At 61.9% G+C, this 21,142-nt stretch carries 25 protein-coding genes; 8 read left to right on the top strand and 17 right to left on the bottom strand.

Annotated features, from left to right (window positions below):
• Window positions 1–11 precede the first annotated feature (11 nt).
• Window positions 12–1,700: a long-chain-fatty-acid--CoA ligase FadD2 gene (gene fadD2, locus KHO53_RS17365; RefSeq protein ID WP_010223080.1), complete on the bottom strand. Its 1,689-nt coding sequence runs from the start codon at window positions 1,698–1,700 to the stop codon at window positions 12–14.
• Between the two features lie 208 nt (window positions 1,701–1,908).
• Here fadD2 and KHO53_RS17360 point away from each other — a divergent pair, with 208 nt between their 5' ends.
• On the top strand, window positions 1,909–2,853 hold the full coding sequence (locus KHO53_RS17360) for an alpha/beta hydrolase (RefSeq protein ID WP_010223081.1): 945 nt from the start codon (window positions 1,909–1,911) through the stop codon (window positions 2,851–2,853).
• Window positions 2,854–2,888: 35 nt separating this feature from the next.
• Window positions 2,889–3,359 carry a MaoC family dehydratase gene (locus tag KHO53_RS17355; protein ID WP_010223082.1) on the top strand — a complete coding sequence of 157 codons (471 nt, stop codon included), beginning with the start codon at window positions 2,889–2,891 and terminating at the stop codon, window positions 3,357–3,359.
• 3 nt (window positions 3,360–3,362) lie between these two features.
• On the opposite strand, the gene KHO53_RS17350 is transcribed toward KHO53_RS17355, so the two are convergent.
• The 10 genes from KHO53_RS17350 to KHO53_RS17305 form a co-directional block, all read right to left on the bottom strand.
• Window positions 3,363–4,598 (bottom strand): RNA polymerase sigma factor, encoded by a 1,236-nt coding sequence (locus KHO53_RS17350; protein ID WP_036994212.1) that lies wholly within the window; start codon window positions 4,596–4,598, stop codon window positions 3,363–3,365.
• Window positions 4,598–5,089 (bottom strand): SRPBCC family protein, encoded by a 492-nt coding sequence (locus tag KHO53_RS17345; RefSeq protein ID WP_010223084.1) that lies wholly within the window; start codon window positions 5,087–5,089, stop codon window positions 4,598–4,600. The genes KHO53_RS17350 and KHO53_RS17345 overlap by 1 nt, the downstream gene beginning before the upstream one ends.
• A gap of 19 nt (window positions 5,090–5,108) precedes the next feature.
• Window positions 5,109–5,453, bottom strand: coding sequence for a YciI family protein (locus tag KHO53_RS17340; RefSeq protein WP_010223085.1), 345 nt, complete (start codon window positions 5,451–5,453; stop codon window positions 5,109–5,111).
• An 86-nt stretch (window positions 5,454–5,539) separates the two neighbouring features.
• A complete protein-coding gene (locus KHO53_RS17335) occupies window positions 5,540–5,974 on the bottom strand; it encodes a YybH family protein (protein WP_213570549.1) in 435 nt (144 codons plus the stop codon).
• Window positions 5,975–6,634: 660 nt separating this feature from the next.
• The gene (aac(6'), locus tag KHO53_RS17330) at window positions 6,635–7,084 is read right to left on the bottom strand and encodes an aminoglycoside 6'-N-acetyltransferase (RefSeq protein WP_010223087.1); all 450 of its coding nucleotides are present in this window, start codon (window positions 7,082–7,084) and stop codon (window positions 6,635–6,637) included.
• Window positions 7,081–7,566 carry a GyrI-like domain-containing protein gene (locus tag KHO53_RS17325; protein ID WP_010223088.1) on the bottom strand — a complete coding sequence of 162 codons (486 nt, stop codon included), beginning with the start codon at window positions 7,564–7,566 and terminating at the stop codon, window positions 7,081–7,083. Before KHO53_RS17325 ends, aac(6') begins: the two co-directional genes overlap by 4 nt.
• Before the next feature lie 298 nt (window positions 7,567–7,864).
• Complete coding sequence (locus KHO53_RS17320; RefSeq protein WP_026001317.1) at window positions 7,865–8,524, bottom strand: LysE family translocator; 660 nt, start codon at window positions 8,522–8,524, stop codon at window positions 7,865–7,867.
• A gap of 81 nt (window positions 8,525–8,605) precedes the next feature.
• On the bottom strand, window positions 8,606–8,938 hold the full coding sequence (locus KHO53_RS17315) for a type II toxin-antitoxin system HicB family antitoxin (protein WP_213570548.1): 333 nt from the start codon (window positions 8,936–8,938) through the stop codon (window positions 8,606–8,608).
• Window positions 8,935–9,189, bottom strand: a complete 255-nt coding sequence (locus tag KHO53_RS17310; protein WP_010223091.1) for a type II toxin-antitoxin system HicA family toxin — start codon at window positions 9,187–9,189, stop codon at window positions 8,935–8,937. Before KHO53_RS17310 ends, KHO53_RS17315 begins: the two co-directional genes overlap by 4 nt.
• 57 nt (window positions 9,190–9,246) lie before the next feature.
• Complete coding sequence (locus KHO53_RS17305; protein ID WP_010223092.1) at window positions 9,247–10,203, bottom strand: threonine dehydratase; 957 nt, start codon at window positions 10,201–10,203, stop codon at window positions 9,247–9,249.
• 87 nt (window positions 10,204–10,290) lie between these two features.
• Between KHO53_RS17305 and KHO53_RS17300 the strand changes: the two genes are divergently transcribed.
• From KHO53_RS17300 to ada, 3 genes are all read left to right on the top strand, one after another.
• A complete protein-coding gene (locus KHO53_RS17300; protein ID WP_010223093.1) occupies window positions 10,291–11,634 on the top strand; it encodes an aminotransferase-like domain-containing protein in 1,344 nt (447 codons plus the stop codon).
• Entirely contained in the window at window positions 11,634–12,263 is a 630-nt protein-coding gene (locus KHO53_RS17295) for a DNA-3-methyladenine glycosylase family protein (RefSeq protein WP_010223094.1), read from the top strand. The genes KHO53_RS17300 and KHO53_RS17295 overlap by 1 nt, the downstream gene beginning before the upstream one ends.
• Before the next feature lie 76 nt (window positions 12,264–12,339).
• Window positions 12,340–13,401 carry a bifunctional DNA-binding transcriptional regulator/O6-methylguanine-DNA methyltransferase Ada gene (ada, locus tag KHO53_RS17290; RefSeq protein WP_010223095.1) on the top strand — a complete coding sequence of 354 codons (1,062 nt, stop codon included), beginning with the start codon at window positions 12,340–12,342 and terminating at the stop codon, window positions 13,399–13,401.
• Window positions 13,402–13,407: 6 nt separating this feature from the next.
• On the opposite strand, the gene KHO53_RS17285 is transcribed toward ada, so the two are convergent.
• Window positions 13,408–14,037 carry a lytic polysaccharide monooxygenase auxiliary activity family 9 protein gene (locus tag KHO53_RS17285; RefSeq protein WP_159388241.1) on the bottom strand — a complete coding sequence of 210 codons (630 nt, stop codon included), beginning with the start codon at window positions 14,035–14,037 and terminating at the stop codon, window positions 13,408–13,410.
• 98 nt (window positions 14,038–14,135) lie between these two features.
• Window positions 14,136–14,393 (bottom strand): DUF2790 domain-containing protein, encoded by a 258-nt coding sequence (locus tag KHO53_RS17280; RefSeq protein ID WP_010223098.1) that lies wholly within the window; start codon window positions 14,391–14,393, stop codon window positions 14,136–14,138.
• A 366-nt stretch (window positions 14,394–14,759) separates the two neighbouring features.
• Between KHO53_RS17280 and KHO53_RS17275 the strand changes: the two genes are divergently transcribed.
• Entirely contained in the window at window positions 14,760–15,131 is a 372-nt protein-coding gene (locus tag KHO53_RS17275) for a GNAT family N-acetyltransferase (RefSeq protein WP_081839619.1), read from the top strand.
• On the opposite strand, the gene def is transcribed toward KHO53_RS17275, so the two are convergent.
• Together def and KHO53_RS17265 are read right to left on the bottom strand one after the other, a co-directional pair.
• On the bottom strand, window positions 15,083–15,622 hold the full coding sequence (def, locus tag KHO53_RS17270) for a peptide deformylase (protein WP_010223100.1): 540 nt from the start codon (window positions 15,620–15,622) through the stop codon (window positions 15,083–15,085). The genes KHO53_RS17275 and def overlap by 49 nt on opposite strands.
• Window positions 15,612–16,595, bottom strand: a complete 984-nt coding sequence (locus tag KHO53_RS17265; protein ID WP_010223101.1) for a YihY/virulence factor BrkB family protein — start codon at window positions 16,593–16,595, stop codon at window positions 15,612–15,614. The genes def and KHO53_RS17265 overlap by 11 nt, the downstream gene beginning before the upstream one ends.
• A 321-nt stretch (window positions 16,596–16,916) precedes the next feature.
• On the opposite strand from KHO53_RS17265, the gene KHO53_RS17260 reads away from it, so the two are divergent.
• Window positions 16,917–17,297 carry a hypothetical protein gene (locus tag KHO53_RS17260; protein ID WP_010223102.1) on the top strand — a complete coding sequence of 127 codons (381 nt, stop codon included), beginning with the start codon at window positions 16,917–16,919 and terminating at the stop codon, window positions 17,295–17,297.
• Here the strand turns inward: KHO53_RS17260 and KHO53_RS17255 are convergent, their stop codons facing one another.
• Window positions 17,298–18,134 carry a CvfB family protein gene (locus tag KHO53_RS17255; protein ID WP_010223103.1) on the bottom strand — a complete coding sequence of 279 codons (837 nt, stop codon included), beginning with the start codon at window positions 18,132–18,134 and terminating at the stop codon, window positions 17,298–17,300.
• A gap of 145 nt (window positions 18,135–18,279) precedes the next feature.
• On the opposite strand from KHO53_RS17255, the gene KHO53_RS17250 reads away from it, so the two are divergent.
• Window positions 18,280–19,149, top strand: coding sequence for a DUF6279 family lipoprotein (locus KHO53_RS17250; protein WP_036994197.1), 870 nt, complete (start codon window positions 18,280–18,282; stop codon window positions 19,147–19,149).
• A 167-nt stretch (window positions 19,150–19,316) separates the two neighbouring features.
• Here the strand turns inward: KHO53_RS17250 and aceK are convergent, their stop codons facing one another.
• Window positions 19,317–21,038 carry a bifunctional isocitrate dehydrogenase kinase/phosphatase gene (aceK, locus tag KHO53_RS17245; RefSeq protein WP_010223105.1) on the bottom strand — a complete coding sequence of 574 codons (1,722 nt, stop codon included), beginning with the start codon at window positions 21,036–21,038 and terminating at the stop codon, window positions 19,317–19,319.
• Window positions 21,039–21,142: the final 104 nt, after the last annotated feature.

The following is a 21,142-nucleotide window of genomic DNA, read 5'->3' as shown; positions in this document are numbered from 1 at the left end:
GCGGCTTGCCGTCAGGCTATATCGCGCAACTCCCTGCGCAGAATCTTGCCCACCGCCGTCATCGGCAACGACTCCCTCAACACAATGTGCTTGGGCACCTTGTAGCCCGTGAAATTGGCCTTGCAATAAGCCTTCAGCTCTTCAAGGGTCACCCCGCCCTCGCGCGGTACCACGAACAGCTTCACCGCCTCGCCCGAACGCTCGTCAGGAACGCCGATCACCGCGCAACTGGCCACCTGCGGATGGCCCATCACCACCTCTTCGATCTCGTTCGGATACACGTTGAAACCCGAGACAATGATCATGTCCTTCTTGCGGTCAACGATGCGGGTAAAGCCATCCGGGTCGATCACTGCAATGTCGCCGGTCTTGAACCAGCCTTCGCTGTCCAGCGCCTCGGCGGTCGCCTCAGGGTGCTGCCAGTAGCCTTTCATGACTTGCGGGCCCTTGATGCACAACTCGCCGCGCTCGCCAAAGGGTTGCTCGACGCCCTCGTCGTCAATGACCTTGAACGCCGTGCCCGGCACCGGAATGCCCACGGTCCCCAGGCGCGCCAGCTGGCCATAAGGGTTGGTACTGGCGACCGGCGAGGTCTCGGTCAGGCCGTAGCCTTCGACAATGCGGCAACCGGTGATGCTCTCCCAACGCTCGGCGGTGGCGCTGACCAGTGCGGTACCACCGGAGTTGGTGACTTTCAGCGCCGAGAAGTCGAGGTTCTTGAACTCGGGGTGGTTCATCAGTGCCACGAACAGGGTGTTGAGCCCCAGCAGCGCAGAAAACTTCCACTTCTTCAGTTCCTTGATAAAGCCAGGAATGTCCCGCGGATTGGTAATCAGCACGTTGTGGTTACCGGTCACCATCATGCACATGCAGTTCGCGGTGAAGGCATAGATATGGTAGAGCGGCAGCGGTGCAATCATCACCTCCTGCCCTTCCTTGATCAGGCGCTGGCCATCGGGCCCATGCTGGGAGAAACACGCCAGCACCTGGAGCATGTTGGCCACCAGATTGCCGTGGCTCAGCATCGCGCCCTTGGCCAGGCCCGTGGTGCCACCGGTGTACTGCAGCACGGCGATGTCGTCCAGGCTCTGCGCTACCGGCTTGAGCGACTGGCCCTGGCCCTGGGCCAGGGCGCTCTTGAACGGCACTGCCTGGGGCAGACGGTAGTCAGGGACCATCTTCTTGACCTTGCTGACGATGGTATTGACCAACCAGCCCTTGGCCGTCGGCAGCATGTCGCCCATCTTCGCTTCGATGAGAAACTCGATGCCGGTGTCGGGCAGCACTTCCTGCACCAGCTTGCCGAACATGTTCAGGTACACCAGGGCCCGCGCGCCGGAATCCTTGAACTGGTGGCGCATTTCGCGGGCGGTATACAGCGGGTTGGTATTGACCACGATCAGCCCGGCGCGCAAGGCGCCGAACACGGCGATGGGGTACTGCAGCACGTTGGGCATCTGTACCGCGATGCGGTCGCCCGGCACCAGGTCGGTGTGCTGCTGCAGGTAAGCGGCAAAGGCCGCAGAATAGCGTTCGAGCTCAGCGTAGCTCAGGGTTACCCCGAGGTTGCTGAACGCCGGACGGTCAGCGAACTTCTTGCAGGAGCGTTCGAAGACTTCGACCACGGACTTGTAAGCATTTACGTCAATTTGCGAAGGAACGCCTGCCGGGCGCTTGTCATTCCAGAAATCAGCTTGCATTTATTCTTGTCCTCATACCTGAGCCGTTCCGGCCCCCTTGCCTGCTTGGCGAAGAAGGTGCTCTGCCGACGTTAGCAGGTATGTCGCAGGTGGCAAATACGCCAAGCGCTGTCATTAACATTGTGAATCTTATTGCTGAGGACCCTGCGATTGTTCGCCTGGGTTATACACTGAGCTGATTCTCCGACTTGTGTGACAAGGACTCGCCATGCACCACGACGCGTTCTGGCTTGCGGCCAGCGATCACTGCAGCCTCTACGTTTACCAATGGCTGCCGGACACGCCGATCAAAGCGGTGGTGTTGCTCGCCCATGGCATGGCCGAGCATGCCGGGCGCTATCAACGCCTGGGCGAAGCCCTGACCAACGCCGGCTATGCCCTGCTCGCCCACGACCAGCGTGGCCACGGACGCACCGCCGAACTTGGCACTTTAGGCCTGTTCGCCCGACACAATGGCTGGAACAGCGTGATCAATGACCTGGGCCTGCTCAGCCAGCACATCGGTCAGCAGTTTCCGGGCACGCCGGTGTTCCTGTTCGGCCACAGCATGGGCAGCTATATCGCCCAGGCCTACCTGATGCACCATGGCGCCAGCCTGCAGGGCGCGATTCTCAGCGGCTCGAACTTCCAGCCCCCGGCCCTGTACCGCACCGCGTGCCTGATCGCCCGCTTCGAAGCCTGGCGCCAGGGCCCGCTGGGGCACAGCGCGCTGATCGAATGGCTGTCGTTCGGCTCGTTCAACAAAGCCTTCAAGCCCAACCGCACGGCCTTCGACTGGCTCAGCCGCGACAACGCCGAAGTCGACAAGTATGCTGCCGACCCGTTGTGCGGCTTTCGCTGCAGCAACCGTTTGTGGATCGACCTGCTGATGGGCCTGGAACAAATCAGCCAGCCCCGCAACCTGGCGCAGATCGATCCGAACCTGCCGATCCTGGTAATGGGCGGCGAATGTGATCCGGTCAGTGCCGGCAAGCGTCTCAAGGATCTGGCCGGTGCCTTGCGCCTGGCCGGCAATCAGCACGTACAGTTGCAGCTCTACCCCCAGGCGCGGCATGAGTTGCTCAACGAAACCAACCGTGACGAGGTCACGGCCGCGATCATCGACTGGCTGCAGCAGGCGCTGACCATTGCTCGCCCCGCCCGCAGCGAATGACCGGCCGGCCGCCACGATAGAAGGAAAAACAAGTGATGACCCAGGTCACCAACACGCCGTACGAAGCCCTTGAAGTCGGCCAGACCGCCAGCTTCAGCAAGACTGTCGAAGAACGTGACATTCAGCTGTTTGCTGCGATGTCCGGTGACCACAACCCGGTGCACCTGGATGCCGAGTTCGCCGCCAAGAGCATGTTCAAGGAGCGTATCGCCCACGGCATGTTCAGTGGCGCGCTGATCAGCGCCGCAGTGGCCTGCGAGTTGCCTGGCCCTGGCACCATCTACCTGGGCCAGACCATGAGCTTCCAGAAACCGGTCAAGTTCGGTGACACCCTGACCGTGCGCCTGGAAATCCTCGAGAAACTGCCGAAGTTCAAGGTGCGCATCGCCACGCGCGTGTTCAATCAGAACGACGAGCTGGTGGTCGACGGCGAGGCCGAGATTCTCGCCCCGCGCAAGCAGCAGACCGTCGACCTGGTCAGCCCGCCACCCATCACCATCGGCTGAGCCTCACAGCTCGCGCAGACGGCGCTCGATAAAGCGCCGCTCGGGGCCCTGGCGGGTCAGTTCAAGGGCGCTGCGATAGGCCTCGCGGGCTTGATCCAGCCGGCCTAGCTGGCGGCACAGTTCGGCGCGGGCCGAATGGGCCAGGTGATAGTCCTGCAACTGCCCACGAGCCAGAATCGCCTCCACCGCCGCCAATCCCGCCTGGGCACCATCGCGCCGGGCCAGGGCGGCCGCGCGGTTGAGCTCGACCACCGGCGACGGCCAGTGCTGCAGCAGCACATCGTACAGACCGACGATCTCATGCCAATCGGTTTGCTCGGCACTGTCCGCCTGCGCATGCACGGCGGCAATCGCTGCCTGCAAGCTATAGACGCCGAACTGCTGACTGCGCAGGGCCTGCTGCACCAGTTGGCAGCCTTCGGCAATCAGCTCGCGGTTCCACAGGCTGCGGTCCTGTTCATCGAGCACAACAAGCTCGCCCTGGGCATCGCTGCGCGCTTGCTGCCGCGAGGCCTGCAACAGCATCAGCGCCAGCAGGCCGAGCACCTCCGGATCGGGTAGCAATTGCTGGAGCAAACGCCCCAGGCGGATGGCTTCATCGCTCAAGTCATGGCGCATCAGACTCTCCCCCGAAGACGCCGAATAGCCTTCGTTGAACACCAGGTAGATCACCCGCAGCACGCTATCAAGCCGCTCCGGCAGTTCGGCCAGCGACGGCACCTGATAGGGAATCCGCGCATCGCGGATCTTGGCCTTGGCGCGGACAATACGCTGGGCGATGGTCGCCGGGCTCTGCAAAAACGCGCGGGCGATTTCTTCGGTGGTCAGGTCGCAGACTTCGCGCAGGGTCAGCGGTACCTGGGCATCGGCGGCCAGCGCCGGGTGGCAACAGGTGAAGATCAGGCGCAGACGGTCATCCTCCAGCTCTTGGTCATTCACCTGAACCTCCTGGAGCGACGCCAGCGCCTGCATCAACTGCGCCTGAGAACGGTCGAAACGCGCCCGTCGGCGCAGGCTATCGATTGCCTTGAAGCGCCCGGTGGACACCAGCCAGGCCCTGGGGCTTGCCGGAATGCCGTCGCGCTGCCAACGCTCGACAGCGATGAAGAACGCCTCATGCATGGCCTCTTCGGCGAGGTCGAAGTCGCCGAGCAGGCGAATCAGCGTCGCCAGGATACGCCGCGATTCCTGCCGGTAAACGGCCTCCAGTTGCGCCCGTACCTGTGCCAGCGCGGCCATCAGTCGGGCATCTGCGTGGTCACCACCGCCACCAGGCGATCCAGGCTCTCACCCCAGCCACGGTGAAAACCCATCTCTTCATGGGCCTGGCAATCGGCAGCACTCCAGTGCCAGGCGCGGGCGGTGTATTGGGTCTTGCCATGGACGTCGTCGAAGGTCACCACCGCCGTCATGAAGGCTTTGTTCGAAGGCACCCAGCCCGGGCCAAAGGCATCGGTGAAGACGATCCGCGCTGGCGGCACGATCTCCAGAAACACCCCCTGATTCGGGTACTCGCTGCCGTCGGGGGCACGCATCACCGTACGAAACAAGCCGCCCACCCACAACTGCATCTCACATTCCGGTGTGGTCATGCCGTTGGGGCCCCACCATTGGGCAAGCAGTTGCGGCTCGGTCCAGGCCCGATACACCTTGCTCCGCGGCGCGTCGATCAGGCGTGTCAATGACAGCTCGTGCTGCGCCTTGGGCTGCTCGGGGGGTAGAAGGCTCATGGTGTTGTTCTCCTTCGCTTCAGGGTTGCAACTCTCGGATCGGCCGCACCTCGACACTGCCGACCCGCGCAGCGGGAATGCCCTTGGCAATGTTCAAGGCCTCGTTCAAGTCTCGCGCATCGACCAGATAGAAGCCGGCCAACTGCTCCTTGGTTTCGGCGAAGGGGCCGTCGGTCAGGCTCATCTGCCCGCCGCGCACGCGCACGGTAGTCGCGGTCTGCACCGGCTTGAGCGCCTCGGCGGCAAGCATGCGACCACTGCCCTGGATCGATTCGGCGTAGGCCATGCACTCGGCGTCGGCCGGGCTGTCGGGCAGGCTGTGCAGCAGACTTTCATCACAGTAGACCAGGCACAGGTATTTCATCGTCGTCTCCACAGCTGGGGATACTATGGCGGCAGAGCGCACCGCCTTAGAAAGCGCGATTCGGCATAACTCTCGGGGTTTTCAGCTCAAGGCTTGAGCGAGAACAGCGCGGCACCGGACTCCATGTCGAACGGTGCCGACCAGTGCTCATGAATGACCTTCCATTGCCCGCCGATGCGCTGGTAGCCGACGGTAACCCGCATGTAGCAGCTTTGATCCTCACCGCCTTCGCTGTTGGCCGGGCCACAACGGTTGAGCCAATGCGCCAGTGCCAGCTCCGGGGTAGCCTGGATCTGCAATTGCTCGACCTCGAAGACCATCTCGCCCGGGCAATGCTCCATACAGGCCTGCCAGTGGGCGCGGTAGGCAGCCTTGCCCTTGAACTGCAGTGCCTTGACCGCATCGAAGGCGCGGATGTCATCGGCGCAAGGGGCGGTGATGGCCTCGATATCACGGGCGCGAACAGCCGGAATCCACTGTTCGATGAGTTGGCGGATTTCGTTCTCGGCGGCACTGTTCATGGTCGTGTCCTCTGCGCGATCAGGCGCCGAACCATTCGGCGCGTTCACAGATGGTCGATTGGCGGCGGCTGAAATCGACAGACAGGGAAAATGGTTGTTCACGGAATCCTGGGGCTATGATTCTTGGGTTGGGATGTTGCAGGCTGCGGGCTTATCCATTTTGTGTGGCGCTGCTGCCGGCCCCTTCCGCCTTTACGGCGGCGCCTTGAACTACGCGCATCAAGATCAAGATCAAGCAAGTCGGTGCTCGCTTTGCCAGCGAGCTTGTCCCGCTCCGGCGTCAGCTTGGCTGCGCCATAATCTGATTTCGCAGATACGCCAGTGCAGGCGCCGCCCGTAACTTCGCGACTTCAGGAGGCTGAGCGTAGGTGTCTGGAGGGGGCTGGTGCGCAGCACCCTTCGGCCCAAGCCGAAGTCGCGAGACGTAGACTTGGCGTAGCAAGTCGTAGGCCGCGATGCCCCTGGAAGGCACCGAAGCGAAGGAACCCGGAGCGAAGCGTAGGGCCGTATGCAGGAGCGAGCGGTTTTGGTTCCTTTTGCCAAGAACAAAAGGGACCCGCCGTAAGGGCGGAAGGGGCCGGCAGCAGCGCCACAGCGAATGGATTAGCTCACAGCCTCAAAAACCAACCCAAGGATCGCATCCGCGAAGCCCCCTAAAGATCAGCCCTTGGCCAAAGGCTTGAGAAAGTACACCACCCGCTCAGTTTCACTAAAGCCCAATGCCGCATGCATCGCGTGACTGCTGTGGTTGTCCAGGGCAGCATCCGAGGCCAGCTCGCTGCAACCCAGGCTGGCGCCCCACTGTTCAACCGCCGCAATCAGGTGCCCGGCAACACCCTGGCCCCGAGCCTGGGGCGCGACGAACACGCCTTCGAGAAAGGCCACCGGCGAACTGTTGCTGCCATTGACGTAATCACTGCGGATCGAGGCTTCGGCAAAACCCAAAGCGCGCCCGGCGCGGTCACGGGCCAGAAAGGCCACCAGGCGCTGGGGCTGCTCGATGATTTCGCGCACTGACTGGCGGTGCTCCTCCAGCGGGCACTGGGGCCACAGCGCCTGGCGCAGCACAAGCCAATCGTCTTGCTGTACATCGGTGCAGGTTTCGATCATTTGCTTTCCAGAGGCAGCCATATTTCCATCACGCTATTGCGGTCATCGGGGTTGAAGTCCTGGCCATAACGCTCGAACTCAGGCGCGTTGGCCACAGTTTCGCCGGACACCGGCACCCAGTCCTTCCATATGGCCTGAAAGGTGGCCTTGAGGTTGTCGAGGCTGCCGTGGTGCTCAAACACTGCATAACGTCGGGCCTTGAGTTCGACATGCTGAAAACCGGCAGGCAGCGAATCGGTGTCCTGCACCCGGACCCCGGCGATATAGTCGAAATTGCCTTGGCCATCACCGTTGCTGCACACCCCGTAGGTTTCCCCGCCTATCTGCCCGGGAACCCGGCCAATGTGCTGCTCGAAGCGTTGCCACAGGGTGGGGATTTGCTGGAGGGTGGCCTGGCCATAGCGCTCACCAAGTCCGGCAACCGTGAAGGTACGACCGTCTTCGAAACGCGCGGGTTTGATCGGGGGAGTCTGCAGAGTCATGTCCTTTGCCTCGTTCGCCAGGGTAATGGGCACAGCGTATCCGTACCCAGCGCTAGGGTAGCGGCAATTACCCATTCTCGGAATCTGCTCGAGGGCCCGCCCCTGACGAAAAGAGCCCCTTGCGGAGCTCTTGGCATTATTGCGAAAGAAAACTGCCGCCTGAGCGTTTGGCGCGTTTGGCGGCGTGTTTTTCTTTGGCGGTTTTCAGTGGTTTTTTCTTCGTCGCCTTTTTTGCATCCAGACCTTTCATCGAAGCTCCTCCTGCCTGACGGCACCTGCGCACCGGTGTCTCGAATCATTATAGACCCGGCGCGGCCGCAGGCACGGCGAGGATGAACTCGCGGTAACCGGAAAGAATCACGTAGCCGGCGAAATAGCAGAAAATGCCCGCCGACAGCAGGTACGACCAGGTCAGCAAGCGATCCCCCAACAACCGTCCGCCATGGCTGGCAATGCCGCACAACGACAGGCACCAGATCAGCCCGGCGGCAAAAAAACCGGAGAGAAACAGCCCGGCTTCGAACAGGCTGCCGCCACCGGAACGGGAAATCAGCACCCCGCCGACCGCGGCAAACCAAAGGATGGCGCTGGGCGACGACATGGCCAGGAAGATCCCGCGCATGAACTCGCGCCAGCCCGATTCCACGACCACCTCGCCACGGGTCTCCAGGTGGGCGTTGCCACGCAGCGCCGCCAGCAGCATCTTGATGGCAAACCACACCAGCAACACCGACCCGCCCAGCCACAACACCCAGCGTACCGTTTCAAATTGCAGCAGCACGGTCATCCCCGCCAATGCCGCAATGGCATACAGCAGGTCACCGACACAGGTGCCCAGCCCCAGCCAGAAACCCTGCAGGAAGCCTCGCTGCATGGCCAGGGTGATCATGGCGATATTGGCAATGCCGATATCCAGGCACAACGACAAACTCAGCAGAAATCCATTTGAAAAAGGCATCGACGTTCCGTAACCGCTGTTGAGGGCAGGCGCTATTTAAACGGTTTTTCGCCGGGCTGTATTGGAAGAAATTGCCTTTACTCAGGCTTGTGCTGCACGCTCAAACACTTCATCGGCCCATTGGTTGAGGCTCTTGCCTGCCGATTGAGCTGCGATGGTCGCCGCGGCATGGACTTCTGGCCTGATACGCAGCATGACTTTGCCGGAAGCGGGTTTTTCCGGCTTGACCCCACGCTCGGCGCAATCGGCCAGGTAGTCATCCAGCGCCAGGTGAAACGCCTCGTGCAACTGCATGACGGCGCTGGCGTGGAAGCTGATGATGTCACGCACACCCAGGACACGACCGACGAAAATATCGTCCCGTGGATCGTATTCGACTCGGGCGGTGTAGCCCTTGTAGCTCATAGTGTTCATGGTTGAACTCCTGCCCGTAGAAGAAACTCGCGGGCTTCTTCCACCTGATATCGCTTGGCCTCTTTGCCCGGGTGCGGCCGGTGACAGCGCCAAAGCTGATCACCCAGGATCAACTTGACCCTGGAGCCCTCACGTTCCTGCACTTGCCCGCCCAGATACAGCACTAGCGCCTCGATGTCGGTAAACACCAGGCTGGCGCTGGTCGGTGTGCGGAAGATGCTGTCGAGGATCTTTCGATATCGATTGTTCATCGGAAAATGCTATCAAAATAAGATAGCACTTTTTCCAATGCTTCAATTCAGGATTTTTCAATCACCCGCCAATACCTGCGCATACCGCTGCCGATCAATATTCGCCCCGCTGAGAATCACCGCCACCTTGCGCCCCTGCTGGCGCTCGCGCTCCTGGATCAGCGCGGCAAGCCCGGCGGCCCCTGCGCCTTCGGCGGTGTTGTGGGTGTCTTCGTGGTAGATGCGCATGGCCTGGGCCACTTCCTCATCGCTGACGCGCACGATGCGCGCGGCATGCTGGCGGATGATTTCGAACGCTTCGGGCAACGGCATGCGGCAGGCCATGCCGTCGGCGAAAGTATTGGCCGTGGCGGTGGTGACGATGCGGCCCTGCTCCAGGCTCTGGGCAAATGCGTCCGCAGCACTGGACACCACGCCGACGATTTCTGTGCGCAGGCCAAGCAGGTTGCGCGCCTGGATCAGCCCGCAGATGCCCGAGCCCATGCCGATCGGCACGTAGACGCAATCGAGCGCATGCACCGCCTCCAGCAACTCCAGGGCATAGGTGGCGACGCCGCGAATCAGCTCGGGGTGAAACGGCGGCACGCTCTCAAAGCCGTGCAACTCGGCCAGGCGCGCGGCCTCTTCGCGGGCCTGGTCAAAGTCGGCGCCGTGCTCGACCAGTTGGGCGCCAAGGGCGCGCATCGCCGCATTCTTCTCCCGCGAGTTGCCCTCGGGAACCACGATGATGATCGCCAGCCCGGCAGTGCGCGCGGCCAGGGCCATGCTCTGGCCGTGGTTGCCACGGGTCGCGGTGACCAGGCCACGTACCGTGGGCTTCTGTTCCCGCAACCACTGCACATACATCAGACCGCCGCGCACCTTGAAGGCGCCAGTCGGCGCGTGGTTCTCATGTTTGACCCAGACCTCGCAGCCCAGCCGTTCGGCCAGGCGCGGCCAGGCGTATTGCGCGGTGGCGGGAACGCTGGCATGAACCAGGCGGGCAGCATCTCGCAGGGCAGGCAGGTCGAACATGAAACACCTCGGCAGGATCGGATTTGACCTGATCCTAGTCTCCGCGCATTGTATGGGTAAATTCTTATATTGCATGGCCAACAATAAATGTGGACCCCTACCCTCAGCGCCGATGCCCAGCCGCGCTACCTGGCCCTGGTCGACGCCATTGCCGCCGCCATCGAGCGCGGCGAACTGAAAGTCGGTGAACGTCTGCCGCCACAACGACGCCTGGCCTGGAACTTGGGGCTCAACCCCAGCACCACCCAGCAGGCCTACCGCGAAGCTGCAGCCCGGCATTTGGTTTCGGGGGAAGTCGGGCGTGGCACTTATGTGCTGGCCGGCAGCAAGGAGGCCACACTGTTTCGCCTCAAGCAGAAGGACCTGCAGCCGAGCCTGATCGACCTGTCGACCAATGTACCGGTGATCGACCCGGCCAACCGCGACAGCGAAACCACCTTGCAGGTGCTGTTGCAGGACGGCCAGGCGGGTTGCCTGGACCATTACCTGAGCGCCGAAGCGTTGCTGCGCGGCCGTGTGCACGGTGCCGCCTGGCTGGCCAACCGTGGCCTTGAGCTCAATGACCGGCAGTTGCTGCTGTGCGGTGGTGCCCAGCAGGGCTTGTTCACGGTGTTGCTGTCGCTGTGCCAGCCGGGTGAAGCGGTGCTGGTCGAAGCCCTCACCGCACCCGGTATCAAGGCCGCCTGCCGGCAGTTGCGCCTGCCGCTGCATGGTATCGCCCTGGACGATCAGGGCATTGTGCCAGACGACCTCGATCGGGTCGCCCGTGCCACCGGCGCGCGCATCATGGTGCTGACCCCGAGCCTGCACAATCCTACCGGTGCGTGCATGAGCAGCGCACGCCAACAGGCGATCGCCGAGGTGGTCGAGCGCCATGACCTGCGGGTGATCGAAGATGATGTCTACGGCGCGCTGACCGACCAGCCACCGCTGTGGCGGCTGCTCGGGCACCGCGGCGTGTTGATCAGCAGCCTGTCGAAAACCGTTGGCGCCGGCCTGCGCCTGGGCTGGATCGTGGCTGATCCAGCCCTGCTGGCACAGGTCGATCCCCATGCCCAGGCCACCCATTGGCAGGTGTCGCCACTGAACCTGCAGATCGCATGTCGCTGGATTGCCGATGGCACGGCGCAGCGGCGCCTGGCCTGGCAGCGCGAGGAAGTCCTCCAGCGCTGGCGCCTGGCCTGCAGAATTCTGGGTAGCCACCTGGTCAATAGCCAGCAGCCTTCCCCACACATCTGGGTCAAGGCCGGGCACAGCGCCGCCCGCTTGACCGAGGCCTGCCGGGCCAGCGGCGTGGCGGTGGTGCCAGGCGACGTGTTTGCGGTAAAACAGCATGACCTAGAGGCGATCCGCATCAGCCTGTCGGCGGCTGGCAGCCGGGCCGAACTCAAACAGGCACTGGAGCACGTGGCAAAGGCGCTGGAGGCCTGATGAGCAAGCACGCTTTGTATGCCGAGGCGCAAACCTACCTCGCCGCCTTGGACCGACGATGGGCCGCGCACATCGAGGCAGTCGGTCCTTGCCTGCATCAACCCAAACCCACCCGCGACCCGTATCAGGCGCTGGTGCGGGCCATCGCCTACCAGCAACTGCACGCCAAGGCCGGCGATGCGATTCTCGGGCGCTTTCTGGCGCTCTACCCGGACACCGGGTTTCCCAGCCCCGAGCAGGTGCTGGCAACCACCCCTGAGCAATTGCGCGGTTGCGGCTTCTCGGCGAACAAACTGGCGACCATCCAGGGCATCGCCCGGGCACGGGTCGAAGGGCTGGTGCCGGACTATCAACAAGCCTCGGCACTGGCAGATGAAGCGCTGATCGAGCGCCTGGTCAACCTGCGTGGAGTAGGCCGCTGGACTGTCGAGATGCTGCTGATCTATACCCTGGAACGCATGGACATCCTGCCGGCCGACGACTTCGGCGTGCGCGAGGGCTATCGCCGCTTGCAGGGCCTGGAGAAGCAACCGACGCGCCGGCAGATGATCGATCTGGGCAAGCGCTGGAGCCCTTACCGGACCGTGGCCGCCTGGTACCTGTGGCGGGTACCGGCCAAGCGAGTTTGAACGCAAGACCCGGAGTTCTTCCCGTGAGCCGCAGCCGTAGCCTGAACCCATCGATCAACGCCAGGAGCACCCCGTCATGAGTACAGGCAAACCACGGATCAGCGAATCCGACCCGCGCTGGCAGGCCATACTGGCCCGCGACCCGGCCGCTGACCAGGCCTTTGTCTACGCCGTGCGCACCACCGGTGTGTACTGCCGGCCGAGCAGCACCTCGCGCCTGCCGCGCATCGACAATGTCGAGTTCTTCGACAGCGCCGAACAGGCCGAAGCCGCCGGCTACCGGCCGAGCAAGCGCCGCGGCGCCGACCAGACCCATGTCGCCGAACAGCACCGGGCCCAGGTCACCCGCGCCTGTGCCTTGATCGAAAGCGCCGACCCGGCGCCGAGCCTGAACCAGCTGGCCGAACAGCTGAAGATGAGTCCGTTCCACTTTCACCGGGTGTTCAAGGCGGTGACCGGGCTGACGCCCAAGGCCTACGCCTCGGCCCACCGCGCGCGCAAGGTACGCGTTCAATTGCAGCAGTCGGCAACGGTCACCGACGCCTTGTACGAGGCCGGGTTCAACTCCAACAGCCGCTTCTACGAATCGAGCAATGCCCGCCTGGGCATGACCCCGGGCACCTATCGTGACGGTGGCGCCAACACCGACATCCGCTTTGCCATCGGCCAGTGTTCGTTGGGGGCGATTCTGGTGGCGCAGAGCGAACGGGGGATCTGCGCAATCCTGCTCGGTGACGACCCGCAGGCGCTGCTCAATGACCTGCAAGACAAGTTTCCCAAGGCCAACCTGATCGGTGGCGACGCCGGGTTCGAAACCCTGGTGGCCAGGGTCGTGGGCTTTATCGAGGTGCCGGGCATCGGCCTGGACTTGCCACTGGACCTGCGCGGCACAGCGTTCCAGGAGCGGGTCTGGCAGGCTTTGCGGGCGATCCCGGCCGGCAGCACTGCCAGCTATGCCGAGATCGCCCAGCGGATTGGCTCCCCCAGGGCTGTGCGCGCCGTGGCCCAGGCCTGCGCGGCCAACGCCCTGGCTGTGGCCATCCCGTGTCACCGGGTGGTGCGCAGCGATGGCAACCTCTCGGGCTACCGCTGGGGCGTGGAGCGCAAGCGTGAGCTACTGGCGCGCGAGAGCCAGTGAGGCGGGTTACTGGAAGTTGACGTCGAAGGCCTGGTAGAAGGCGTTGCCGGTATCGGCGACCAGCCACAGCAGGACGATCACATGATGGCCGTGCTTGTTGCTGGGTAGCTTGACCTCATGTTCGACCTTGGCCTTGAGCTTGTCCTTATGCTCGTAATACGGCGTGTAGGGATAGAGGTCTTCGGCAAACGGCGCAGCCTCGAGCTGGGCGCGACTGACGCGCTTGTTCACATCCCAGCCATCTTTGGTAATAAACCAGCGATAGCCCCGGGTGGTATGTGCTGCGGTATATTCCCACTTCACCTGGAAGGTCTGGCCCGGCGTCACATTCAACAACGGCCAGTTAAAGGGCGTGCCGAGTTTGGCGGACATTTCCGCGTTCGTGTAATTGACGACGTCGCGAGCGTCCTGTTTGCCACCACTTAGAATATATCCATCCGCGGGTGGCACGACACTGGGGGCATCCGTCTGGAAGGGCGCAGGCACCGGCCCGGCCACCAAACTTGGGAAGTTTTTACCGCCTTCCATTTCATTGACTTGCCAGTTGCCGAGCAATCCCAGTTCAACGGTCTTGGAACCACGGCTGGCCGGTGAAATAACGCGGCCGTGCCGCAGGTTTTTCTCAGGGCTGTTCATTGCATTCACTCCATGTGAGATAGGAAAACTGTCCACCCTGGACACGATTGACCCTAGCTCAAGCCCTGCAATGCGCAACCCAGAGGTGCCGAACGGTATCAGCCGTTGCTGCAGCCGTCACCCATGGCGCGGTACTCGATGGTGTGGCGCTGCCCCTGGTGGTCTTCGTAGGTCATGGTTGCCGGTACCACTTCACAAACATTGGGAATGGTCGACAAACTGATGACTTTGGCAATATCCAGGTTGCTGCTGTAGTCATACTGTTCAACAACAGGTTGCGCAGCCGCAGTATTGATTTCATCCGCCAGGGCGAACGAAGAAACAGCCACCAGGGCAAGTGCAAATAAACGTTTCATGATAATAGGCCTGCAAAGCAATCAAACTAATCGATTGACTTCATTTACCTTGAACGGCGCGGAGAAGTTGTTATATCAAACAAGGGGACATAACACGAAGTACCGACCCCACTGTAACTTTCTGTGTGGGATGTGGTTAGTCTACAAGGTACTTCGGGCGGTTAAATCACGAAGCCGGACATTCACTGTTACTGCTTTTGCAACAATAGCCTCGGTACAACGCTCTCGACAGTTTTTGCCTTCCAGTGTAAAAGCCCGGTGTAGAGCCTTTGCCAGATCAAACCAGTGACCCGATTACGCTACTGCCGGCTGCTTGCGCCCGAGCGGCCCTTGCTGAATAAATTCTACCGAAACCACGGTTCGCCCATGCGCGCGGCTGCCCAGGGCCAGCTGTGGGTGGCCAGGGCCGAGGAAATCGTCGCGGCGTTGTGCCTGAGTGACGTGCCCGGCGGCCATTGGCTGACCGGCTTGTTCGTCGCCCCCGCGTGGCGCGGCCAGCAGGTCGCCCGCCAACTGATCGAAGCGGCAGCGGCCGAACTGCCAGGGAATATCTGGCTGTTCTGCCACCCGGCCCTGGAGGGCTTCTATGCCCGCCAGGCGTTCAGCAGCACCGGCGCCCTGCCCGCGCCCTTGGCCGAGCGCCTGGCCCGCTACCAGCGCAGCAAGCCCTTGTTGGCAATGCTGCGGGGTCAGTCGTCGCTGGCCGGGTCCAGCCCGGGGAACAGCACCTCGGTATAACCGAAGCGGCTGAAGTCGTGGATGCGCGAGGGATAAAGGCGGCCGATCAGGTGATCGCATTCATGCTGCACCACCCGGGCATGAAAGCCCTCGGCGTTGCGCACAATTGGCTGCCCTTGCGGGTCAACGCCTTCGTAGCGAATCCGCTGGTAGCGCGGCACCACGCCACGCAGCCCCGGCACCGACAGGCAGCCTTCCCAGCCGTCCTCGACCTCGGTGCTCAACGGCGTGATCAGCGGGTTGAGCAGAATGGTCCGCGGCACCGCCTCGGCCTCCGGGTAGCGTTCACTGCGCTCGAAACCGAAGATCACCAATTGCAGGTCGACACCGATCTGCGGCGCGGCCAGGCCCACCCCGCCGACATGTTCCATGGTTTCGAACATATCGGCGATCAGCCGTTCAAGCTCGGCGCTGCCGATCATGTGTTGCGGCACGGGCGGGGCGATGCGCAGCAAGCGCTCATCGCCCATTTTCAGGATGTCATGAATCATGGCTTCGACTCAGGGGTTCGCTGGCAGGTGTGGTTTGATGATCAAGCGAATGATCACGGCCAAGCCCGGAGACATGCTTTTTTTCATGCTCATGGGCGACGCCATCAACGTCTTTTTCGCCGGGCTCTTTGCTTTCCTCCGACATGCGTTCGATCACCGCATTCATTTCAGCCCCCAACAGCAAGACGGCAGCGGAAATATAGAAGTACAACAGCAGGACAATGATCGCTCCGATACTGCCGTACATGGCGTTGTAGTCGGCGAAGGTCTTGACGTAGTAGCCAAAACCCAGCGAAGCGATGATCCACACTACCACCGCCAGCACCGAGCCCGGGGTAATCAAGCGAAACGTCTGCTTCACATCGGGCATGACGTAATAGATCAACGCCACCGCGACCATCATCAGGATGATGATCGCCGGCCAGCGCAGCACGGTCCACAGGGTGACGATGAACTCCTGCATGCCAATCTGCGAGGCAATCCACTCCATCACCTGCGGCCCCAGCACCATCAGCGCGGCGGCAGCCAGGAGCATGCCGGCGATGCCGACGGTGTAGATCACCGACAGCGGAAAGCGCTTCCACACCGGGCGCCCCTCGACCACGTCGTAAGCTGCGTTCATCGCGCTCATCATCAGCCGCACACCGGCCGATGCGGTCCACAGGGCAATGACGATACCCACCGAGAGCAAACCGCCCTTGGACTGCTGCAACTGGTCGATTACCGGGTTGACCTGCTCCAGCGCCTGGGGCGGCAATACCAGTTCCGACTGCAGGCGCAACCAGGAGAAAAAGTCCGGTAAATGCAGGAAGCCGATCAGGGCGATCAGGAACAGCAGGAAGGGAAACAACGAAAACAGCATCTGGTAGGCCAGCGCCGAGGCATAGGTGGACATCTCGTCATCGAGAAATTCCTTGACCGTGCGCACCAGCACACGGTGCAACGGCAAGCCGCGCAGGTCGGGGAAAATCATAGCGTCTCCTTTCGCCGCTCGAGGGTCATTGGCAGGCTCCTCACAGCACTCATCAGGCAGGTACGTCCTGAAGTCTAATCGACGATCGCCTCAAAGTTGCGATTGATTACGGCAGATAGCACAACGGCCACCCGAAGATGGCCGTCGTCCTGTCCGTGTTCTCAGGGTTCAAGGCTTCTGCAGCGCATCCTTGACCTTGCCAACGTTCTCGTTAGCCATGCCTTTGGGGCAATCGATACGCCGGCGAGTAACGTCGCTTTATGTTTCATCGAGTTGCCAGCACAATAAGCGACCTTTCAAGCGTCACCCGTAGGAACCTGCATGAAACTCGACAAACCCACCGCCATTGCCCGCCGCAACCAGGAACTGGAACGACCAGTGCTCAACAGCGACAACACCCTGTTTGCCGTGCTCGACACCAAGCGCAGCCTGTGGTGGTTCGATGTGCCGGTGAAGCTGCTGCGCAAGGGCCAGCCCGACTGGGTCAACCTGCTGCTGCACACCCCGGAAACTGACGAGCTGCAGCATTTGAAGGTGCCGGTGAACTACCTGCAGGCCCATCAGGAAAAAATGGAAATCCGCCACCCGGGCAAGCGCCGCTCGACCATCAGCCTGGCGCTGAGTGCCGATCGCGATTCGCTGCTCAAAGACCTGCGCCCAGGCGGTGAGAACCTGAGTTTCGCAGGCTTCAAGCAGGTCTGATCAGGCCAGTTCGATGCGGTCGGCGTGGATGACGATGCGGCCATCCTTGTACAAGGCGCCGATGGCCTTCTTGAAGTTGCCCTTGCTGACCCCGAACAGGTCGCTGATCAACTGCGGGTCGCTCTTGTCGCTGACCGGCAGCACGCCGTTGGCGTCCTTGAGCTTGGCGAGGATCTTGTCGTGCAGGCTGTTGGCCAGGTCCTGGCCGATGGGCTGCAGGCTCAGGGCGATCTTGCCGTCGCTGCGCAGTTCCTTGATGTAGCCCTTCTCCTGCTTGCCCGAACGCAGGAACTTGAACACTTCATTCTTGTGAATCAGGCCCCAGTGCTTGTTGTTGATGATCGCCTTGAAGCCCATCGGGGTTTCTTCGACCACCAGCAAGTCAACCTCCTGGCCAACCTTGTAGTTCGCCGGCACCTTGTCCAGGTAACGGTCCAGGCGCGCGGTGGCGGTGATGCGGCGGGTGCGCTTATCGAGGTAAGCGTGCACCACGCAGTACTCGCCGGCCTTCATCTGGCGTTTTTCTTCGGAGTACGGCATCAGCAGGTCTTTGGGCAGGCCCCAGTCGAGGAAAATGCCGATACTGTTGATTTCCTTGACCTTGAGGCTGGCGAAGTCACCCACCTGCAACTTGGTCTTTTCCGTGGTGGCGATCAGCTTGTCTTCGCTGTCGAGGTAGACGAAGACGTTCAGCCAGTCTTCAACCTCGGTGGGCGTATCCTTGGGGATGTAACGGTTAGGCAGGAGGATTTCGCCGTCCGCCCCGCCGTCCAGGTACAGACCGAAGTCCGTGTGCTTGACCACTTGCAAAGTGTTGTAACGCCCAACTAAAGCCATTTCCGGAAATCCTCGTTGCGAGCGGGGCATTCTACACCTCACGCGGCGATTGCGCCCGGTTGCCGATGACGGCCCGTCAGCAAAATGAACCGTGAAGGCGCGCCCTGTTCTATAAAGACAAGCAAGCCTTCGCAAGGATCCGCTCATGTACGCCTGCCTGTCCAAGTACCTGCGCACCGTGCTGTTGCTGGTGATATCGGCCTTGCTGGTCATCGCCTGCAACCGTGTCGACCTGGCCTACCGCAACCTCGACATGCTGGTGCCCTGGTCGCTGAACGACTACCTGAGCATGAACCGCCAGCAGAAAACCTGGCTCAACGATCGACTCAAACAGCAACTGGCCTGGCATTGTCGTACGCAATTGCCCGGCTACCTGACCTGGATCGACGAAATCCAGGCGATGGTCGCCAGCAATGCGGTGACCGACCAGCAACTGCAGGTACGCACCCAGGAAGCCCGCCAGGCCATTGCCAAGGTTGCCGAGCAGATCACCCCGTCGGCCGCCGAACTGTTGCGCAGCATGGATGATGAGCAGGTGCGGGAAATGCGCGAAGCCTTTGCCGACGACATCCGCGAGCGCCAGGCCAAATATGTCAATACACCGCTGGCACGGCAAATCGAACGCCGCGCCGAGCGCATGGAAAAACGCCTGAGCACCTGGCTCGGCGAGCTCAGCGCGCAACAGAAACTGCGGGTCATGACCTGGTCACAAAGCCTGGGTGAACAGAACCGCCAGTGGATCGCCAACCGCGCCCATTGGCAGGCGCAGTTCAGCGCGGCCATGGACCAGCGTTACAGCGACAGCTTCGAGCCGCGCCTGGAAATCCTCCTGAAGAAGCGCGAAAGCCTGTGGACACCGGAGTACCGGATCGCCTTCCAGCGCACCGAGCAGGAGGCGCGGCGGTTGCTGGTGGATGTGATGGCACAGAGCAGCGAGCAACAGCGCCAGCACCTGGAGCAGAAGCTTGGGCAGGTGCGGCAGAGTTTCAGCGAGTTGAAGTGCTTGAAGGGGTAGCGGCCGCATTCAGCTGTAGGAGCGGGCTTGACCCGCGATGAGGCCAGTACAGTCAGCAAACCAGGAGTTGCCTGGCATACGACCGCTACGCGCTCGATCGCGGGGCAAGCCCGCTCCCACAGATTCACCCTCATTCCTGTGGGAGCGGGCTTGCCCCGCGATGTTGTTCAGCTCTCCCGGCACTTGCGCCGATACGGGAACACATCGATCACCTTGCCGCCGCGGATCGCCGCCTGCAGGCTTTTCCAGTAGTCGGCATCGTACAACTCACCATGCAACTGGCTGAACAAGCGGCGTTGACCGCTATCGGCAAACAGGAACGGCGGGAACTCCTCGGGAAACACATCCAACGGCCCGATCGAATACCAAGGCTCGGAGGCCATTTCATCCTCGGGGAAACGCGGCGGCGGGATGTAGCGGAAGTTCACCTCGGTGAGAAAGCAGATCTCGTCATAGTCATAGAACACTACGCGCCCGTGGCGGGTGACGCCGAAGTTCTTCAACAGCATGTCACCCGGAAAGATATTCGCCGCGGCCAGTTGCTTGATGGCCAGGCCATAGTCCTCCAGGGCCTCGCGCACCTGGGCGTCGTTGGCGTTTTCCAGGTAGAGGTTGAGCGGGGTCATGCGCCGTTCGGTCCAGCAGTGGCGGATCAGCACCGTGTCACCGTGCACTTCGACGGTGGACGGCGCCACTTCCAGCAGTTCGGCCAGGCACTCAGGCTCGAACTTGCTCAGGGGGAAGCGAAAATCGGCAAACTCCTGGGTATCGGCCATGCGCCCGACGCGGTCGACGCTTTTTACCAGGCGGTACTTTTCGATCACCGTAGCGCGATCGACGCTCTTGGACGGCGAGAAGCGGTCCTTGATGATCTTGAACACGGTGTTGAAGCCCGGCAGGGTAAACACGCTCATGACCATGCCACGCACGCCCGGGGCCATGATGAAACGGTCATCGGTGCCGGCCAGGTGGTTGATCAAGGCCCGGTAGAACTCCGATTTGCCGTGTTTGTAGAACCCGATCGAGGTGTACAGCTCCGCGATGTGCTTGCCCGGCAGGATGCGTTTGAGAAAACCGACAAACTCGGCCGGTACCGGCACATCGACCATGAAGTAGGAACGAGTGAAGGAGAAGATGATCGACACCTCGGCTTCGTCGGTGATCAGCGCGTCGATCTCGATGCCGTGGCCTTCGCGGTGCAACAGCGGGATCACCAGCGGCCATTGCTCGTCCTGGGTGTACAGGCGCCCGACCAGGTAGGCGCCCTTGTTGCGGTACAGCACCGAAGAAAACAGCTCGACGGCCAGGGCCGGGTCCTTGCACACCCAGTCCGGCAGGTTTTCCCGCAGCTGCGCTTCAAGGCGCGCCAGGTCGCCGGCAAGGTCCGCGTACGGCACATCGAAGCGGTAGTCGGCGAAGACCTGCGCCAGCAACGCGCCAAGGCCGCTTTGCGGCCGATAGATTCGGGTTTGCGCCGCCCGCTCGTGACTGCGCAGCGATGGCCGAGTGGTATGGATGAACATGCAGCCATCGCTGATCAGGTCATGGCTGAACAGGCTACAGAAGATCGAGTTGTACCAGGTCTCCGACAGTTCATCGTCCAGGCGCGGATCAATCAGGCCGATATAGGCACTCTTGACCAGCGGCCACAGCGAGACGTCGAGCAGCACCTCGTCCTCGAAACCCTGACGCAGCCAGCCACTGACCTCGCTGACCTTTTCCTCATAGAGGTTGATGCGCGCCGCCGAGGCGCTTTGGGTCTGTTGCCACTGGGCCTGCTCGAACCGCTCGCGGGCGCCGTCGGTGATCTGCCGGAAATGTTCACGATAATCATCGAAGCCATCGAGGATCATCCGGGCGATATCGGCGGCCGGCCATTGCTGGGGCATACGTCAGACCTCTGCGGGAATGTCAAAGCCTGAGCTTAGCCAGTCGCCACGGGCAGGGAAAGCCTGTTGGCGCGGGTGTATCGGCCAATCTCGCCGAACGCGGA

It is taken from the genome of Pseudomonas sp. RC2C2 (genome assembly GCF_018390435.1).
In the GTDB taxonomy this organism is placed as follows: domain Bacteria; phylum Pseudomonadota; class Gammaproteobacteria; order Pseudomonadales; family Pseudomonadaceae; genus Aquipseudomonas; species Aquipseudomonas donghuensis.
Note: the sequence above shows the minus strand (reverse complement) of the source record. Positions and strands in the feature narration are given on the sequence as shown.

Bases quoted from the DNA above. Each gene is read 5' to 3' on its own strand.
- fadD2 (WP_010223080.1), bottom strand. From the start codon at position 1,700: ATGCAAGCTGATTTCTGGAATGACAAGCGCCCGGCAGGCGTTCCTTCG.
- KHO53_RS17360 (WP_010223081.1), top strand. From the start codon at position 1,909: ATGCACCACGACGCGTTCTGGCTTGCGGCCAGCGATCACTGCAGCCTC.
- KHO53_RS17355 (WP_010223082.1), top strand. From the start codon at position 2,889: ATGACCCAGGTCACCAACACGCCGTACGAAGCCCTTGAAGTCGGCCAG.
- KHO53_RS17350 (WP_036994212.1), bottom strand. From the start codon at position 4,598: ATGGCCGCGCTGGCACAGGTACGGGCGCAACTGGAGGCCGTTTACCGG.
- KHO53_RS17345 (WP_010223084.1), bottom strand. From the start codon at position 5,089: ATGAGCCTTCTACCCCCCGAGCAGCCCAAGGCGCAGCACGAGCTGTCA.
- KHO53_RS17340 (WP_010223085.1), bottom strand. From the start codon at position 5,453: ATGAAATACCTGTGCCTGGTCTACTGTGATGAAAGTCTGCTGCACAGC.
- KHO53_RS17335 (WP_213570549.1), bottom strand. From the start codon at position 5,974: ATGAACAGTGCCGCCGAGAACGAAATCCGCCAACTCATCGAACAGTGG.
- KHO53_RS17325 (WP_010223088.1), bottom strand. From the start codon at position 7,566: ATGACTCTGCAGACTCCCCCGATCAAACCCGCGCGTTTCGAAGACGGT.
- KHO53_RS17320 (WP_026001317.1), bottom strand. From the start codon at position 8,524: ATGCCTTTTTCAAATGGATTTCTGCTGAGTTTGTCGTTGTGCCTGGAT.
- KHO53_RS17315 (WP_213570548.1), bottom strand. From the start codon at position 8,938: ATGAACACTATGAGCTACAAGGGCTACACCGCCCGAGTCGAATACGAT.
- KHO53_RS17310 (WP_010223091.1), bottom strand. From the start codon at position 9,189: ATGAACAATCGATATCGAAAGATCCTCGACAGCATCTTCCGCACACCG.
- KHO53_RS17305 (WP_010223092.1), bottom strand. From the start codon at position 10,203: ATGTTCGACCTGCCTGCCCTGCGAGATGCTGCCCGCCTGGTTCATGCC.
- KHO53_RS17300 (WP_010223093.1), top strand. From the start codon at position 10,291: ATGTGGACCCCTACCCTCAGCGCCGATGCCCAGCCGCGCTACCTGGCC.
- KHO53_RS17295 (WP_010223094.1), top strand. From the start codon at position 11,634: ATGAGCAAGCACGCTTTGTATGCCGAGGCGCAAACCTACCTCGCCGCC.
- ada (WP_010223095.1), top strand. From the start codon at position 12,340: ATGAGTACAGGCAAACCACGGATCAGCGAATCCGACCCGCGCTGGCAG.
- KHO53_RS17285 (WP_159388241.1), bottom strand. From the start codon at position 14,037: ATGAACAGCCCTGAGAAAAACCTGCGGCACGGCCGCGTTATTTCACCG.
- KHO53_RS17280 (WP_010223098.1), bottom strand. From the start codon at position 14,393: ATGAAACGTTTATTTGCACTTGCCCTGGTGGCTGTTTCTTCGTTCGCC.
- KHO53_RS17275 (WP_081839619.1), top strand. From the start codon at position 14,760: ATGCGCGCGGCTGCCCAGGGCCAGCTGTGGGTGGCCAGGGCCGAGGAA.
- def (WP_010223100.1), bottom strand. From the start codon at position 15,622: ATGATTCATGACATCCTGAAAATGGGCGATGAGCGCTTGCTGCGCATC.
- KHO53_RS17265 (WP_010223101.1), bottom strand. From the start codon at position 16,595: ATGATTTTCCCCGACCTGCGCGGCTTGCCGTTGCACCGTGTGCTGGTG.
- KHO53_RS17260 (WP_010223102.1), top strand. From the start codon at position 16,917: ATGAAACTCGACAAACCCACCGCCATTGCCCGCCGCAACCAGGAACTG.
- KHO53_RS17255 (WP_010223103.1), bottom strand. From the start codon at position 18,134: ATGGCTTTAGTTGGGCGTTACAACACTTTGCAAGTGGTCAAGCACACG.
- KHO53_RS17250 (WP_036994197.1), top strand. From the start codon at position 18,280: ATGTACGCCTGCCTGTCCAAGTACCTGCGCACCGTGCTGTTGCTGGTG.
- aceK (WP_010223105.1), bottom strand. From the start codon at position 21,038: ATGCCCCAGCAATGGCCGGCCGCCGATATCGCCCGGATGATCCTCGAT.